Annotated in this window: 13 protein-coding genes; 3 read left to right on the top strand and 10 right to left on the bottom strand. The window is 68.6% G+C overall.

Going from position 1 to position 15,688, the window contains the following annotated elements:
• Positions 1–51: 51 nt before the first annotated feature.
• Complete coding sequence (locus QX204_RS26055) at positions 52–273, bottom strand: hypothetical protein (protein ID WP_301903045.1); 222 nt, start codon at positions 271–273, stop codon at positions 52–54.
• Between the two features lie 134 nt (positions 274–407).
• Positions 408–968: a TetR/AcrR family transcriptional regulator gene (locus QX204_RS26050; RefSeq protein ID WP_301903044.1), complete on the bottom strand. Its 561-nt coding sequence runs from the start codon at positions 966–968 to the stop codon at positions 408–410.
• Positions 969–1,047: 79 nt separating this feature from the next.
• On the opposite strand from QX204_RS26050, the gene QX204_RS26045 reads away from it, so the two are divergent.
• Positions 1,048–1,656 (top strand): hypothetical protein, encoded by a 609-nt coding sequence (locus QX204_RS26045; protein ID WP_301903043.1) that lies wholly within the window; start codon positions 1,048–1,050, stop codon positions 1,654–1,656.
• 4 nt (positions 1,657–1,660) lie between these two features.
• Here the strand turns inward: QX204_RS26045 and QX204_RS26040 are convergent, their stop codons facing one another.
• Together QX204_RS26040 and QX204_RS26035 are read right to left on the bottom strand one after the other, a co-directional pair.
• Entirely contained in the window at positions 1,661–2,041 is a 381-nt protein-coding gene (locus QX204_RS26040) for an ADP-ribosylation/crystallin J1 (RefSeq protein ID WP_301903042.1), read from the bottom strand.
• Between the two features lie 57 nt (positions 2,042–2,098).
• On the bottom strand, positions 2,099–2,953 hold the full coding sequence (locus tag QX204_RS26035; RefSeq protein ID WP_301903041.1) for a helix-turn-helix transcriptional regulator: 855 nt from the start codon (positions 2,951–2,953) through the stop codon (positions 2,099–2,101).
• A 101-nt stretch (positions 2,954–3,054) separates the two neighbouring features.
• On the opposite strand from QX204_RS26035, the gene QX204_RS26030 reads away from it, so the two are divergent.
• Positions 3,055–3,771: an SDR family NAD(P)-dependent oxidoreductase gene (locus tag QX204_RS26030; RefSeq protein WP_301903040.1), complete on the top strand. Its 717-nt coding sequence runs from the start codon at positions 3,055–3,057 to the stop codon at positions 3,769–3,771.
• Complete coding sequence (locus QX204_RS26025) at positions 3,765–4,238, top strand: hypothetical protein (RefSeq protein ID WP_301903039.1); 474 nt, start codon at positions 3,765–3,767, stop codon at positions 4,236–4,238. The genes QX204_RS26030 and QX204_RS26025 overlap by 7 nt, the downstream gene beginning before the upstream one ends.
• Positions 4,239–4,249: 11 nt before the next feature.
• Here the strand turns inward: QX204_RS26025 and QX204_RS26020 are convergent, their stop codons facing one another.
• From QX204_RS26020 to QX204_RS25995, 6 genes are all read right to left on the bottom strand, one after another.
• Positions 4,250–5,413, bottom strand: coding sequence for a hypothetical protein (locus QX204_RS26020; protein ID WP_301903038.1), 1,164 nt, complete (start codon positions 5,411–5,413; stop codon positions 4,250–4,252).
• 273 nt (positions 5,414–5,686) lie between these two features.
• Positions 5,687–9,475: a multifunctional oxoglutarate decarboxylase/oxoglutarate dehydrogenase thiamine pyrophosphate-binding subunit/dihydrolipoyllysine-residue succinyltransferase subunit gene (locus QX204_RS26015; protein ID WP_301903036.1), complete on the bottom strand. Its 3,789-nt coding sequence runs from the start codon at positions 9,473–9,475 to the stop codon at positions 5,687–5,689.
• A gap of 105 nt (positions 9,476–9,580) precedes the next feature.
• Positions 9,581–13,186 (bottom strand): ABC transporter ATP-binding protein, encoded by a 3,606-nt coding sequence (locus tag QX204_RS26010; RefSeq protein WP_301903035.1) that lies wholly within the window; start codon positions 13,184–13,186, stop codon positions 9,581–9,583.
• On the bottom strand, positions 13,186–13,968 hold the full coding sequence (locus QX204_RS26005; RefSeq protein WP_301903034.1) for an ABC transporter permease: 783 nt from the start codon (positions 13,966–13,968) through the stop codon (positions 13,186–13,188). Before QX204_RS26005 ends, QX204_RS26010 begins: the two co-directional genes overlap by 1 nt.
• Positions 13,965–14,927: an ATP-binding cassette domain-containing protein gene (locus tag QX204_RS26000; RefSeq protein ID WP_301903033.1), complete on the bottom strand. Its 963-nt coding sequence runs from the start codon at positions 14,925–14,927 to the stop codon at positions 13,965–13,967. Before QX204_RS26000 ends, QX204_RS26005 begins: the two co-directional genes overlap by 4 nt.
• A complete protein-coding gene (locus QX204_RS25995; protein WP_301908119.1) occupies positions 14,924–15,628 on the bottom strand; it encodes a hypothetical protein in 705 nt (234 codons plus the stop codon). Before QX204_RS25995 ends, QX204_RS26000 begins: the two co-directional genes overlap by 4 nt.
• Positions 15,629–15,688 lie beyond the last annotated feature (60 nt).

Here is a 15,688-nt window from a genome sequence, read left to right as displayed (position 1 = left end):
CGACAGGACGATGGCCCCGACGTATGTCACGGCGGGGCCATCGTCGAGAACTCAGTTATCGGCCGGGCAGACCGTGCTGCTGAACGGGCACGGCTTGAACAGTTCCTGAATGAGCAGTGCCAACGTTCCACTCCCGCTGGTCGCGTCGGCACTGCCGGTGCCCGCCTCGGCGACCGTCACCGTCGGCGCGGCCGCCGCGGTAGCGGGCATCACAGCGCCGAGCGCCACCATCGTCGTCGCCACGCCCGACATCACGAATTTCCCGATTGACACGCTGTTCTCCCGATTCCGAAAAGTATTGCCACAGAGTGGATGACAAGCATGTTGCCTTCTGAACCGACCGACCGGTAGCCAAGGAAATCGGGGGTAGTCGATCGATGCGGCGCGCTGCGCCGGTGGAGGGGAGGTCACTCGCTCCGGATGTAGCCCTGCGCGTTGCCAATTGCTGAACTCAGTATTGCCCGAGCTTTTTCGGGGGACAGCTGGCCGACGGTGACGTGCAGGGCGAGGCCGTCGAGCAGGGCGAGGAGAGTGTCGGCCGCGGTCGACGGGTCGGGGTGGTGGGTGATCATGGTGGCGAGGTGGTCGCGGAAAGCCAAGCCGTTGGCGGCCAGGGCTTCGGCGATGTGGGGGCGGACCGTGGCGAAGGCCAGGTAGCCGATCAGGATGCGGGCGTCGGCGGCTGATTCGGCGTCGGTGGGCAGCAGTGCGGTGAGGATCTGATGGAGATCGGGGTCGGGGCCCGCCGCGGTGATCCTGGCCGCGATCCGGTCGGCGATGGTGGCGGTGGCGAACTCCATCATCGCGTCCTTGCTGGGGAAATAGTGCTGCACCTGACCGGCGGAAACCCCGGCCTCGGTGGCGACATGGCGCAGGCTGATCGACTCGAGGCCGTCACGGGCGAGTAGCCGCATCACCGCATCGCTGATCGTCGCGCGTCGAGAGTTGTGATCCACCAGCTTCGGCATCGGACCATCTTTTCACAATGCACTTGTATTGCCATGGCTCACCTCTTTACAATGCGAGTGTATTGAAAAGGAGGGTCGCATGCGCACGATCACCCGGCTCGCACGGTCGTTCGTTCGTCTCGAAGTCGATATCTGGGTGAGCCTCGCGCGGGCCGTCAGCCGCAGGCCGGATACCGAGGGCGGCACGCCGATTCGGTACGCGGGCGCGGTGTCGGCGGTCATCTGGGCGTTCATCGTGGTCAGCGCCGTGGAGATCCCGGCGGTCCACCTGATCATTCCGTGGCCTGCGGTGCGGATCGTGGCACTGGGGCTCGGAGTCTGGGGACTGGTGTGGATGGCTGGAATGCTGGCCGCGCACCACGTGTATCCACATGTGCTCACCGGTGAACTGCTGCGCGTGCGCTACCTGCGCCGCGTCGGCCTCGATATTCCGCTGGCCGACATCGAGGCGAGCCGGCACGAACTGCGGCCCTACGACGGCGCGAAATCGTTGCAGCTCACCGGAACAGGCGACGAGACGCTCGCCGTGATCGTCGGTAATTCGACGAACGTCCGCGTCGTCCTGACCGAACCCGCGACCTTTCGCACTCCGCACGGCGACTTCACGGTGAGCGCCATCGCGTTCTGGGCCGACGACCCGCGGGGCGCGCTAGCGCAGATCCGTGCGGCGATGGTGGACCGAGTCTGAAGGTTCACCCCTGATCGGGCAGGGGTGCGTCCGCCGGGAAACGGCGGACGACCTCGATCCCACCGACGATATTGCGATTGAATTCATCGAGATCCTCTGCGGGGATCCAGTATTCGAGGATGTCGCGGCCACCGGCTTGCTGGACGTCGTAGTTGTCGAGGTAAGCGGTTCGGACTTCGAAGCGGGTGACGTATCCCGCGCCGGACGCGGGCACATTCCAATCGCGGGCGATCAACACCGCGTAGGATTCGTTGAGGACCGGGTAGAAGATCGGCTGGTCGGGTAGGCGTGGTGGCCAGGTGCGCCAATCGGATTCGGCGACAAGCGCGAGCTCCTCAGGGCCGGTCGGCCGCCAGAGGGTCGTGGTGCGTGGCGCGGTTGTCATCGTTACTCCTTCGCGAGTAACGCACCGTAGCCGAGTAGGCCCAGTGGCGGCCATCTGTTATTCGGTGGTCGGTGTCGCGAAGGATTCGAGGCCGGTTACGCGGAGGAGGTCCAGGGCGGTGGCGGTGTGGGTATGGGGGGCGGCGGAGTAGATGATGACGGTTTGGTCGGTGTCGGGGACGTGCATGGCGTCGCAGTCGAGGGTGAGGGCGCCGAGTTCGGGATGGGCGATGGTCTTGGTGAGGCTGTGCATGGCGCTGGAGCGGCCTTCCTGCCAGAGCGCCTCGAATTCGGTGCTGCCGGTGCGTAATTCATTGAGCAGTCGGGACAGATCCGGGTCGTCTGGGTAGGTCGCCTTGACCGAGCGCAGGCAGCCGACACAGGCGGCGGCATTGCTCTCGGCCTCTTCTGGCGTCATGACGAGGCGACCGACACCGGAGCCGAGAAAGCGTTGCCACATGATGTTGCGCTCGGCCACCGGGATCGCGGAGAAATCACCGAGCAGGGCTGCCGACAAGGGATTCCAGGCGAGGACATCGGACTTGGCGGACAGGACGAGCACGGGCAGATCGGCCAGGCGATCCAGCAGTCGCAGCACGCTGGGCCGGATCGCCATCGGAATCCGGCCTGCCTGTGGTGGTTCGGACCCGGCGAGCCGGTAGACGAGATCGCGGTCGACGTCGGTGAGGCGCAGCGCTCTGGTCAGTGCGCCGAGCACCTGCTCGGACGGTTTGGGTCCGCGACCCTGTTCCAACCGCACGATGTAGTCGACGCTGACGCCTGCCAGATTGGCCACCTCTTCGCGCCGCAGTCCGGGCACCTGCCTGCGTGATCCGTTCGGCAGTCCCGCGTCGGCGGGGGTCAGCCGGGAACGCGCGGTGCGCAGTACCGTCGCCAATTCCGCTCTGTCCACCTCTCCCATGGTGCCGCAGGACGCGAGGGCGGGGGTGGTACCGCGAGTCCTATGCCGAGCCGGCACTGGAGACCGGGCCGCACCGGCGCGAATCTGGACCCGTGACGACAACGATCGCCCTGGTGACCGGGGCCAACAAGGGGCTGGGACAGGAAACGGTGCGCAGGCTGGCGAGTCAGGGGTGGCAGGTGTTTCTCGGAGCCCGCGACACCGCGCGCGGCGAGCGAGCGGCGGCGGAGTTCGCCGCGGCGGGGCTCGATGTTCGATTCGTCTCGCTCGATGTGACCTCCGACGACTCCGTCGCCGCGGCCGCGGCAACAGTACGGGCCACGGCGGGCCGCCTCGACGTGCTCATCAACAACGCGGCCATCGGCGGTCCGCGCACCGCACCCTCCGAGACCGGGCCCGATGACCTGCGAGAAGTGTTCGAGGCCAACGTCTTCGGCCCGATCCGGGTCACCAACGCGTTCGTGCCGCTGCTGCGGCTCTCGGCGCATCCCCGCATCGTGATGGTCTCCAGCAGCGTCGGCACGATCGCCATGATCACCGATCCGAAGTGGAGCGGACTGCTGCCACCGGCACTCGGCTACCCGAGCACCAAGGCGGCGCTGAACATGATCACCGTCATGTACGCGAGCGAACTCACCGAGATGAAGGTCAACGCGATCGATCCCGGCTACACCGCCACCGACCTCAACGGGCACAGTGGTTTCCAGACCGTCACCGAGGGCACCGATGCCGTCGTCGCCGTGGCGACGGCCGACCGGGACGGTCCGACCGGCGGATTCTTCGACCGAACGGGCGCCGCGTCGTGGTGAGAGCCGGCGCCCTGCTCATGGCGGCGCTCGCCGCCGTCGGCATCACCGCCTACCTGATGAGAACGGAGAACCCAGTGGCACAACAGAACACGAACACGGTGCTGTCGCTCGGCCTGCGCCCCAGCGCCGTCGACTACTCCCACTACCCGCAGCTCGACGAGGCCACCCTGACCGCCCGCATCGCCGCGGGTGAAAACGCCTTGCGCGAAGCCGGTTTCGACATCGTCACCTGCCAGGTCCCGGCCGACCCCGACGCGGCCGAAGCGGCACTGCGCGAATGCGCGGCGGGCGGCGAATTCCGGGTCGCGATGATCGGCGCGGGCGTACGGATGGCTCCCGAACACACCCTGTTGTTCGAGCGGCTGATCAATGTCGCCACCGATCTCGCGCCCGGAATCCGCTTCTGTTTCAACACGTCTCCGGAAACCACGATCGACGCCCTGCGGCGCTGGGTCCAGCCCGGCTGATCGGCGAGAACCTACTTGTGGCCGCCGTGGTCGTGGCTGCAGGTGTCGGTGCGGCGGCCGTCGGCGCCGGCTTGGCCCGCGCCGTGACCTTCGAGCGCCGCGAACGGACCGCACTGATGCGGGGCGATCCAGACGTGGACCATCGGATTGCCCGAGCCGGGATTGATGGAGTTGGGCGGGCAATTGCCCTGGGCGTCGAGGACACCGGCGACCACGGGGCCGTTGTCGCCCGCCTTCCAGCACAAGTTGTCGTGGACGTGCCACTGCATCAGGGAGCCGCCGAAGTCCACCAGGCTCGGGTCGTCGATCTTCTTGCCGTTGGCGATGTACATCGCCGAGACGAGGGTGCGGTTCGTTCCGTCGACCCGGTAGACCAGCGACTCCGGGTGGGTGGGGTCGAGGAAGTTGTTGTCGCGGATGTAGCTCATGTTGATGTAGTGCTCGTACCCGGTGGCCGAGTCGCCGATCGAGCGGAATCCCAGGGCGCCGACGGTATTCACGTCCGTGAAGGCGGGCAGGCCGTCGAGCGTGCTGCGCACCAGGTTGGTCGCGCGCGACTGCTGCTCCGACGTCACACCGGAGACGCCCGACAGGTCGATCGGCTTCGTCGGATCCCACGGGCGCGGCCAGTTCGCCTCGGCGCTGTGGTCGTCGCCCGCGCCGTGTGCGTGGTCGCCGCCCGCGGCGTGCGCGTGATCGCCGGTATCGCCGTGACTGTGGACGTGCCCGACACCGTTGAGCATCGCCGCCAGCGCGAGAACACCCACCGCCGCCGCCGCGATCCCCGACCGCAGGGGCGGCAGGGTCGCGGTGGGCCGGAGCAGGCCGATGCCCGCGGCGAGGGCGGCCAGCGCGCCCAGCGCCGCGCACACGGTGTCGGCCACCTGCGGTGACTCCGCGGTCAACCCGGCGATCCACCCCACATCGGCGAACCGGGTGAACGCCCACACCGCGGCCGCGAACGCGTTTACCGCGAGCATCGAACTCACGACGAGCTTGCGCTCGCTCAGCAACACCGCCAGTCCGGTCGCGCACTGGATCGCGGCGAGCACCACCATCAGCCGGGCCAGCGTGGCGTGCTCGGTGTGCATGCCCGCCGCCATGAAGTGCACGGCGCCCGCCCCCACCGACGCGATCCCACCTAGAAGTAGGTATCCGTTACGTCCGTTCGCCATGCCACGCTCCTGCTGTGTTCTCGGAGCGCCGGCGCGCTCGAGCGGGGCCCTTCGGGCCCCTGATCTTCCCTCCCTCCGGGCACTCCTTCGTCGCACCCTCCACTCAGTCCAGATCAGGGCGGGCCCCTTGGGGATTCCGTCGGACACTACCGGGGTTCACTGAGGCGCAGGTGCCGGCCGGATAAGAGAACTCTGTGACCCACATCTCGCCCGGAAACGGCGAACGCCGGGTGGATCGCGGTGATCCACCCGGCGTCGGTCGTTGTGCGAGAACTACGTGGTCGGCTCGAAAGCCTCGCTGATGATCTCGGCCTGTTCCACGGCGTGCACCTTCGACGAACCCGAGGACGGGGCCGACATGGCGCGACGCGAGATGCGACGCAGGCGGCCCAGACGCTCGGGCAGCACCTCGGGGAGGTTGAGGCCGAAGAAGGGCCAGGCGCCCTGGTTGGCGGGTTCTTCCTGGACCCAGGCGATGTCGGTCGCGTTGGGGTACTTGGCCAGTGCCTCGTTGAGGCGGTACGTCGGGATCGGGTAGAGCTGCTCGATCCGGACGATGGCCACGTCTTCGCGCTTGTGCTTGGCCTTCTCCGCGGCGAGCTCGTAGTAGAGCTTGCCCGAGGTCAGCAGGATGCGCTTGACCTTGGTGGTGTCGCCGATGCCCTGCTCGTAGGTGGGCTCGTCGAACACCGAACGGAACTTCGACTCGGTGAAGTCCTTGACGTCGGACACCACAGCCTTGTTGCGCAGCATCGACTTCGGGGTGAAGACGATCAGCGGACGACGGATCCCGTCGAGCGCGTGGCGACGCAGCAGGTGGAAGTAGTTCGCCGGCGTGGACGGCACCGCCACGGTCATCGAGCCCTCGGCGCACAGCTGCAGGAAACGCTCGATGCGACCGGAGGTGTGGTCGGGACCCTGACCCTCGTGGCCGTGCGGCAACAGCAGCACCACGTCGGAGAGCTGGCCCCACTTGGCCTCACCGGAGGAGATGAACTCGTCGATGATCGACTGCGCGCCGTTGACGAAGTCACCGAACTGCGCCTCCCACAACACCAGTGCGTTGGGGTTGCCCAGGGAGTAGCCGTACTCGAAGCCGACCGCGGCGTACTCGCTCAGCGCCGAGTCGTGCACCGCGAACCAGCCGGGGTTCTCCGAGCCGATGTTGTGCAGCGGGGTGTACTCGACCGCGTTGACCCGGTCGATGATGACCGAGTGACGCTGGGTGAACGTGCCGCGCCGCGAATCCTGACCGGTCAGGCGCACATCGTGGCCCTGGTCGATCAGCGAACCGAAGGCGAGCAGCTCGGCGAAGGCCCAGTCGACCTTGCCCTCGTAGGCCATCTCGCGACGCTTCTCCAGCACCGGCTTCACGCGCGGGTGCACGTTGAAACCGTCGGGAGTGTTCAGGAACGCGTCGCCGATGCGTTGCAGCACCGACTTGTCGACCGCGGTGATCACGGTGGCGGGCACCTTCTGATCGTCCTCGACCGACTCCGACGGCTCCGGAACGTACTTCTCCAGCTCGCGGACCTCGTTGAACACGCGCTCCAGCTGACCCTGGTAGTCGCGCAGCGCGTCCTCGGCCTCCTTCATGGAGATGTCGCCACGGCCGATCAGCGATTCGGTGTAGGCCTTACGGACCGAACGCTTGGTGTCGATGATGTCGTACATCTCCGGCTGGGTCATCGAGGGATCGTCACCCTCGTTGTGCCCGCGGCGGCGGTAGCAGACGAGGTCGATGACGACGTCCTTGCGGAACTTCTGCCGGAAGTCGACCGCGAGACGCGCGACCCAGTCGCAAGCCTCCGGGTCGTCACCGTTGACGTGGAAGATCGGCGCGCCGATGAACTTCGCGATGTCGGTGGAGTACTCGGTGGAGCGGCTGTTCTCCGGCGCCGTGGTGAAGCCGATCTGGTTGTTCACCACGATGTGGATGGTGCCGCCGACGCGGTAACCACGCAGACCCGACAGGTTCAGCGTCTCGGCGACCACGCCCTGACCGGCGAACGCGGCGTCACCGTGCAGCATCAGCGGCATCACCGAGAAGCCGTCGGGGCCGTCGCCCTTGTCGAGCAGGTCCTGCTTGGCGCGGACCAGACCCTCGAGCACGGGGTCGACCGCCTCGAGGTGCGAGGGGTTGGCGGTGAGCGAGACCTCGATCTCGTTGTCGCCGAACATCTGCAGGTACTGGCCGTGCGCACCGAGGTGGTACTTCACGTCGCCGGAGCCGTGGGTGGCCGCCGGGTTCATGTTGCCCTCGAACTCGGTGAAGATCTTCGAGTACGGCTTGCCGACGATGTTGGCGAGCACGTTGAGGCGACCGCGGTGCGGCATGCCGATGATGACCTCGTCCATCGCGTACTCGGCGCACTGGTCGATGGTGGCGTCCATCATCGGGATGACGGCTTCGGCGCCCTCGAGCGAGAACCGCTTCTGGCCGACGTACTTGGTCTGCAGGAAGGTCTCGAACGCCTCGGCCGCGTTGAGCCGGTTCAGGATGTACTTCTGCTGCGCGACAGTCGGTTTGACGTGCTTCTGCTCGACCCGCTCCTGCATCCACTTGAGCTGATCGGTCTCGAGGATGTGGGTGTACTCCACACCGACGTGGCGGCAGTACGCGTCACGCAGGATCGAGAGCACATCGCGCAGCTTCATCCGGTCCTGGCCGTGGAAACCGCCCACGTCGAAGGTGCGGTCCAGGTCCCACAGGGTGAGGCCGTGCTGGGTGACGTCGAGGTCGGGGTGGCTGCGGAACTTGTCCTTGACCAGGCGCAGCGGATCGGTGTCGGCCATAAGGTGACCGCGGTTGCGGTAGGCCGCGATCATCTCGAGCACGCGAGCGCTCTTGTCGACACCGCGCGCGCTGATGTCCTTGCGCCAGCGGATCGGCTCGTACGGCACGCCGAGGCCGTGGAAGATCTCGTCGTAGAACTCGTCGGAGATCAGCAGGTTGTGGATGGTGCGCAGGAAATCGCCCGACTCGCCGCCCTGGATGATGCGGTGGTCGTAGGTCGAGGTCAGCGTCATCAGCTTGCCGACGCCGATATCGGCGATCCGCTCGTCGCTCATGCCCTGGAACTCGGCGGGGTACTCCATCGCACCGGCGCCGATGATCGCGCCCTGGCCCGGCATGAGGCGCGGCACCGAGTGGACGGTGCCGATGGTGCCGGGGTTGGTCAGCGAGATGGTGACGCCGGAGAAGTCGTCGGCGCCGAGCTTGCCCTCGCGCGCCCGGCGGACCACGTCCTCGTAGGCCGCGTGGAACTGGCCGAAGCTCATGTCTTCGGTTTCCTTGATGGCGGCCACGACCAGCGATCGGTTGCCGTCCTTGCCCTGGAGGTCGATCGCCAGGCCCAGGTTGGTGTGGGCCGGGGTCACCGAGTTCGGCTTGCCTTCGATCTCGGCGAAGTGGCGGTTCATGTTCGGGAACGCCTTGATCGCCTGCACGATCGCGTAACCCAGCAGGTGGGTGAACGAGATCTTGCCGCCGCGGGTGCGCGCGAGGTGGTTGTTGATCACCAGGCGGTTGTCGATCATCAGCTTGGCCGGGATCGCGCGCACCGACGTAGCGGTGGGGATCGTCAGCGAAGCGGACATGTTCTTGGCGATGGCGGCGGCGGGGCCGCGCAGCACCTTGTTCTCCGGGCCGGTGGCAGCAGCCTTCGGCGCGGTAGTGGTGGCCGGTGCGTTGGACACCGGTGCAGGTGTGGTCTGCGGTGCGCGCACTGTCTTGGCGGCCGGAGCCGGAGCCGGAGCCGGAGCGGGGGCCGGAGCCGGAGCCGCGGCGGGCTTCGGCGGTGCAGGTGCTACCACGGCCTTGGGGGCCGGGGCCGGAGCTGCTGCCGCCTTGGGTGCTGCGGCTGCCGCGGGAGCGGAGGCGACCGGTGCCTCGCTGTTACCGGATTCGGTGGCTTCCGGCGTGTAATCCGCGAGGAACTCGTGCCAACTCGCGTCGACCGAGGACGGGTCCTGTTTGAACTTCTGATACATCTCGTCGACTAGCCACTGGTTCTGTCCGAACTGGGAAGTTGAGCTGCTCACAGCTGGTGTTCGCCTCATTTCGTTCTTCGCGCTGCGACGTTTGTGACGTGCCCGGCAGGGGTATCAGCGGATGGCTGCCGATGCGCCCGCACCGAGCATATGCCCAGCGGTTGACAGGCGTCGCTACCGGTCTTGGGTCGACACTATGCCCTCTGCCCCGGTGCCCGCCGCCCAGAGTCGGGAGTAATGACCGCTACTGGTGAGTAGGTCCGACGGTGCGCCGAATTCCACGATACGGCCCTGCTCGACCACGGCAACCAGGTCCGCGCGCGCCGCGGTCGCGAGCCGATGCGCGACCACGACGGTGGTCCGGCCACGCGCCAGCGATCGGCTCGCTACCAGCACCGATGCCTCGGTTTCCGGGTCGAGGGTGGAGGTGGCCTCGTCGAGTACGAGCAGGTCCGGATCGACCAGTTCGGCCCTGGCCAGCGCGATCAATTGGCGTTGGCCGGCGGAGAGCCCGCGTCCGCGTTCACCGACCGGATGGTGCATTTTCCTGGGTAAACCGTCGATCATCTCCGTCGCGCCGACAGCGTCGGCGGCGATCGCGATGTCCACTGATGTGGCAAAAATTTGCCCGAATGCAATGTTGCTCGCCACGTCGCCGGTGAACAAGTGAACTTCTTGCGGCACAATTCCCAACCGCTTGCGGTAGTCGGTGAGCACATAGTGACGAAGATCGACGCCGTCGACCCGGATCGTGCCCGCCGCCGCGTCGGGTGGAAGGTCGTAGAGGCGGGCCAACAGCTTCACGATCGTCGATTTGCCCGCGCCGGTCGGGCCGACGAGTGCCAGGGTCGCGCCGGCGGGGACGGCGAAGCTCACGCCGTCGAGGGCGGGCGCGCTCGCGCCCGGGTACTGGAAGCGCACGTCGTCGAAGACGATCTCGCCGCGCAGCCGGTCGACGGGCATCGCGTCGGGTGGGTCGGCGGCGATCGACGACGTGGTGCGCAGCAGCTCGCCGATGCGCCGCAGCCCGACTCTGGCCTGCTGATAACCGTCGAAGACCTGGGACAGATCCTGGATGGGACTGAACAGCAGGCCGAGGTAGAGCACGAAGGCCACGAGCGTTCCGGTGGTCGTGCGCCCCTCGGCGACGGCGTTGGCGCCCAGGTAGACCACGACGGCCAAGGCCAGGTCGGCCCAGGCGAGGCCGAAGGAGAAGTAGGCCGCGATCGCGCGCTGGGCGCGGATCCTGGCATCGCGGTAGCGGTGGGAGTATTCGGCGAAGCGCCGCGCGGCGGTCGGCTCGTTGCGCGCGGCCTGCACGGCGCGCAGGCCCGCGATGTTCTCCTGGAAGCCGGCGTTGACCACCGAGACCCGCTCGCGCGAGACGGTGTAGGCCACCGAGGACACCCGCCGGAAGGCCAGGGTGGCCAGCACCATCGGCGCCACGGCGACCAGCACGACCGCGGCCAGACCGGCATCGATGAAGAACAGCCCGATGGTGACGCCGATCAGGGTGATCAGCGCGACCAGCCCGGTGGCCACCCCGGTCTGCAGGAACGTCGAGAGCGCGTCGACGTCGGTGGTCATCCTGGTCATGATGCGGCCGGACAGTTCACGCTCGTAGAAGTCCAGCCCGAGCCGCTGCAACTGGGCGTAGCTGCGCACCCGCAGCCCGAACAGCACCCGCTCGCCCGTGCGCGCGGTGAGCACGGTGACCGCGGCGCCGACCACCAGGCCGGCCAGCACGAGACCGATCCCGACCACCGCCGAGACGACGAGCGCGGTGTCGTCGCCCGCGGTGACGCCGGTGTCGATGGCATAGCGGACCAGCGGCGGGAAGGCGATCGCGAGCAGGGCGTCGACGGTGAGCAGTCCCACGACCACACACACCAGCGCGCGGACCGGGCGCAGCAGCGCGCCGAGCCCGAAGTCGGGTTGGGGCGCGCGCAGGTCGCCGGGCAGCGCGGGGTCTTCGGTGGCCGGTGGCAGGGCGTCGACCGCGGCGCGCAGTTCCGGCGTCTCGCTGAGGTCGTTCGACGCCGACGACATCGACCGTGGTCGGCCCGCGTCGCCGAGGGACTTCGTCATCGTGACATCGGTCGGCACCACCGATCCGGTGGGCGCGGGCAGCCGGATGACGCGGTCGGCCTGGGCCAGGGTCGATTCGCGGTGCGCCAGGATCAGCGTGGTCCGGCCGCCCCGGTCGGGCAGTCGGCGGAAGATCTCGGCCTCGGTGACGGCGTCGACCGCGGAGGTGGCGTCGTCGAGCACCAGCACGCGGGGTCGGGTGAGCAGCACTCTGGCCAGAGCGATGCGCTGACGTTGTCCACCCGACAGCGTCAGCCCGCGTTCGCCGATCACGGTGTCGTAGCCCTCGGGCAGCGCGGCGATGAACTCGTCCGCGGCCGCGGCCGTCGCGGCGGCGGTGATCTCGGCATCGGTGGCGTCGGGCCTGCCCAGCGCGATATTGGCGGCGATGGTGTCGGAGAACAGGAACGGATCGTCGAAGACGACACCGACCGCGCCGCGCAGCTCGTCGGCGCGCAGGTCGGCCAGGTCGACCCGGGCGCCGTCGGTGCCGACGAGGTTGATCCGGCCCGCGTCGGGTGCGTAGAAACGGGGCAGCAGCAGCGAGAGCGTCGACTTGCCCGAGCCCGCCGGACCGATCACCGCGACCGTCTCGCCGGGTCGCACGGTGAGATCGAGTTCCCGCAGGACCGGTTGGTCGGCCTCGAAACCGAAACTTACAGCGTCGAATTCGATCCCGAGCGGTCCCGGCGGAAGGTCGGCGGGGTCGTCGGGATCGACGAGCACCGGCGCCGCGTCGATCACCCCGAAGACTCGGTCGACGGCGGCTCTGGTGAGTTGAGCCATGATCACCACCGAGGTGATCGTGCGCGCCGAGGACGTCATCGTGGCGAGATAGGCGGTGAACGCGAGGAAGGTGCCGATGCCGATCGCGCCGTGCGAGGCCAGCACCCCGCCGACGATGATCACCGCCACCAGCCCGGCCTGCGGCAGCGCCGACACCACCGGAGCGAACCTGGCGTTGATCCGCGCGGCGCGCATCCGCTCGGCGAACAGCAGACGGCCGTGGTCTTCGAGGATGTCGACCATCCGGGATTCCTGCCCGAACCCCTTCACCACCCTGACTCCGGTCACCGTCTGCTCGACGTGTTCGGCCAGGTCGGCCGCGCGCTGCTGCGCCGACCAGGTCGCCGCGTAGAGCCGGGGCCGCATCCGCAAGACGATCAGCGCCATCGCGGGCGCGACCAGCAGCGCGGCCAGCGCCAGCGGCGGACTCAACCACACCATCACCACCGCCGACAGCACGAACTGCAAGACCGCCAGCCCCGACCACGGCACCATCGCCAGTAGCCCCTGTACGAGCTGTAGGTCGGTGATCGACCGCGACACCACCTGCCCGGTGCGGATCGCGTCCTGCCCGGCGCCGTCGAGCCGCTGCAGGGCGGCGAGCAGCGAAATCCGAAGGCTGTGTTGCACTTCCAGTGACAGCTTGCCCGCCCAGAGCCTGCGCGCGAAGGTGACGACGAACCTGGTCGCCGCCAGCCCGGCGAGCAGGGCCGCGGCGCCGCCGATCACCGAGGTGTCGCCCACCTGGGCGGCGTCGACCGCGCGTTTGGTGGCCAGCGGCGCGGCGATCGAGACGGCGGCGCCGCCCAGCACCGACACCGCGATGCCCGCGAGTAGCCGAGGATGTTCCAGGCACAGGCGCCACAGCCTGCGGATCCACCCGTCCGAACCCGTGGTCGCGGGCACTACAGGTCTCGGTTGCGCAGGTCCCACCACCCGAGGGCCCCGACTGCCGCTGCCCACAGCACCAGCACCACCAGTGCCGCCGGTGTCGGCGCGAAGACCTCGGCCTCGGCGAACGAGCCGGCGCTCACTCCGGCCACGGTGGCCGAGACGGGCAGCATCGCGGCGAATCCGCCCGCGCCGAAACCCTTGGCCACCAACCAGATCAGCGGTTCGAGTACGAAGGCCCAACCGAGTACCAGCCACACGGCGCCGCTGAACGTCCGCAGCAGCAGCCCGACTCCGGCGCCGAGCACCGCCCAGCACATGGCGACGAGCAGCCCGGCGGCGAGCACCTCGAACAGCCGCACGCCCAGTTCGAATTTCCCGCGTGCGGCGACCAGCAGCACCAGCAAGCTCACCAGCTCGGCGACCAGCGCGAGCGCGAACGCGAACGCGGCGGTGGCGACATACTTCGCAGTGACCAGCCGGTCGCGATCGGGCGCGAACAGCACGGTCAGCGCCATGGTCTTGTGCCGGTACTCACCGCCGGTCGAGGCGATGCCGATCAGCGCGGCGACCACGAAGACCGCGATCATCCCGAGGTAGAGGCCGATCGTGGCGGCGCCGGTCGCGGGCTGACCCTTCGGATCGGCGGGTCCGGACATGATCGCGGTGATCAGCGTGCCGACCAGCGCCAGCACCACCGGCGCGGCCAGCAGCAGCCGGGTCTGGCGCAGCGCGACGACCTTGCGCGCCTCGGTGTCGATACCGGGAACGAGATCGGCGGGGATCACGGAGGTCATCGGGGCATCCCATACGAGGTCGGCGCCGGGGCGTACGCGGCGGGATTCGGCGTGGGCACGGTGTGGCGGTGGCGGCGCGGTTTGGTCAGCGAGGCGAGTACCCGATCGGGGTGGATGGGGTCGGCGACGATGCTGCCGAGCCGGACCTGCGCGAGCTCGGCGATCGAGCGGATGGTCGCCTCGCTCGCCTCGGCGACGGCCAGGCGTCCGTCGGGTCGCATGACCGCGTCGGTGAACCCGTGCCCCGCCAGCGCGGTCGCCAGCGCGATCGACGGGGACGCGGCGACGACGAGCCGGTCGGGATGGCCGCGGCGGAGCTTGGCCGGTGTGCCCTGCCAGACGACGGTGCCTTCACTGAGCACCACGAGCTGGTCGGCGCTCGACACCACATCACCCAGCGCGTCGGAACTCGCCAGCACGGTGCCGCCGCGGTTCGCGTGGCGGCGCAGCAGATCGTGCAGCCAACCGCGTTCGATGCCGTTCGCGCCCGCGAACAGATCGTCGAGCACCAGCAGCGGGGGATCGGCCAACAACGCCATCGCCAGGGCCAGACGCGTCTGCTGACCCGGATGGAGCTGGGCCACCACGGTTTCGGTGACGGCGGTGAGGCCTGTCTCGTCGAGCACCGCGGCGACCCGGCGCCGCGACGCTCCCGCGACCGGCGCGTAGCTCCACAGCTGATCGCGCACAGTGCGCGCGGGATGCAGTCCGCGCGGACTCAGCACCGCCCCGACCTCGGCGGGACCGCGGCCGGGGCCTTCGATAGTGCCCGTGGTCGGCTGCCCGAGCCCCAGCACCATCCGCAGCACGGTCGACTTGCCCGCGCCCGTGGGTCCGACGAGCGCGGTGACCGAACCGGTCGGCACCGCGAAGTCGATCTCGTGGACCGCGCTCACCGGACCGAACTGCTTGCCGACGCCACGCACCAGCACGGCGTCACCGCCGCGGCTCTTGCTCACTTCTTGGTCACCTTGCCGGTGCCGATCGCGGGCAGCGGATCGGCGTCGATCACGTTGTGCAGCGGGGTGGGCCACCTCGCGGGCGCGGGCCCGAAAGCCTTGTGCGCGTTCTCGATCGTGACCTTGCCCAGCGCCCGGTTGCCCGCGCCGCCGATGGCGGCGCCGATTCCGGCGGGCAGCACTTTGCCCGCCATCAGCGCGGCCCGCTTGGTGATGAACCGCTTCATGAACTGTTGCAGCAGTTTGCTGTTGATGCCGCCGAGGCCGGGGACGCTGCCCGCCAGCTTGCCCGCCCAATTCTTCGACTGGGTGCTGAGCCCCTTCTGCACGATCGCCATGCCGGCGTCACCGAGCACGACCGCGAGTACCAGCGCGCGCCGGGCTTCCTTGTCCGCGGGCTCGATGCCGTGCACCGCCGCCTGGGCCAGGGTGAACAGGGCCGAGGCCTCCATGAAGAACACGGTCTCCGCGCTGACGGCCCCGAGCGCGGCGATCGTGCCGATCCCGGGCACGGCCGCGGTGGCGCCGACCGCCGCGCCGCTGCCGGTGACGGCGAGCAGGTACTGCTTCTCCAACCGTGCCACGATCTGAGCCGGATTCTCCCCCGGATGACGCTCACGCAGGAACTCGACATAGCGGCGCACAGCAGGCGCCTGCAGCTTGGACCCGGTGTCGAGCACATCGACCACGGCTTTTTCGATCGCGTTCTTGAACACGGCGTCGTCCTCCTCTTCGCCCCAACGAGTCGAACTGTAGGGCAC

Origin of the sequence: Nocardia sp. PE-7, from assembly GCF_030486425.1 — a bacterium.
Taxonomy (GTDB): Bacteria; Actinomycetota; Actinomycetes; order Mycobacteriales; family Mycobacteriaceae; genus Nocardia; species Nocardia salmonicida_A.
This window is presented reverse-complemented; position numbering and strand designations above follow the sequence as displayed.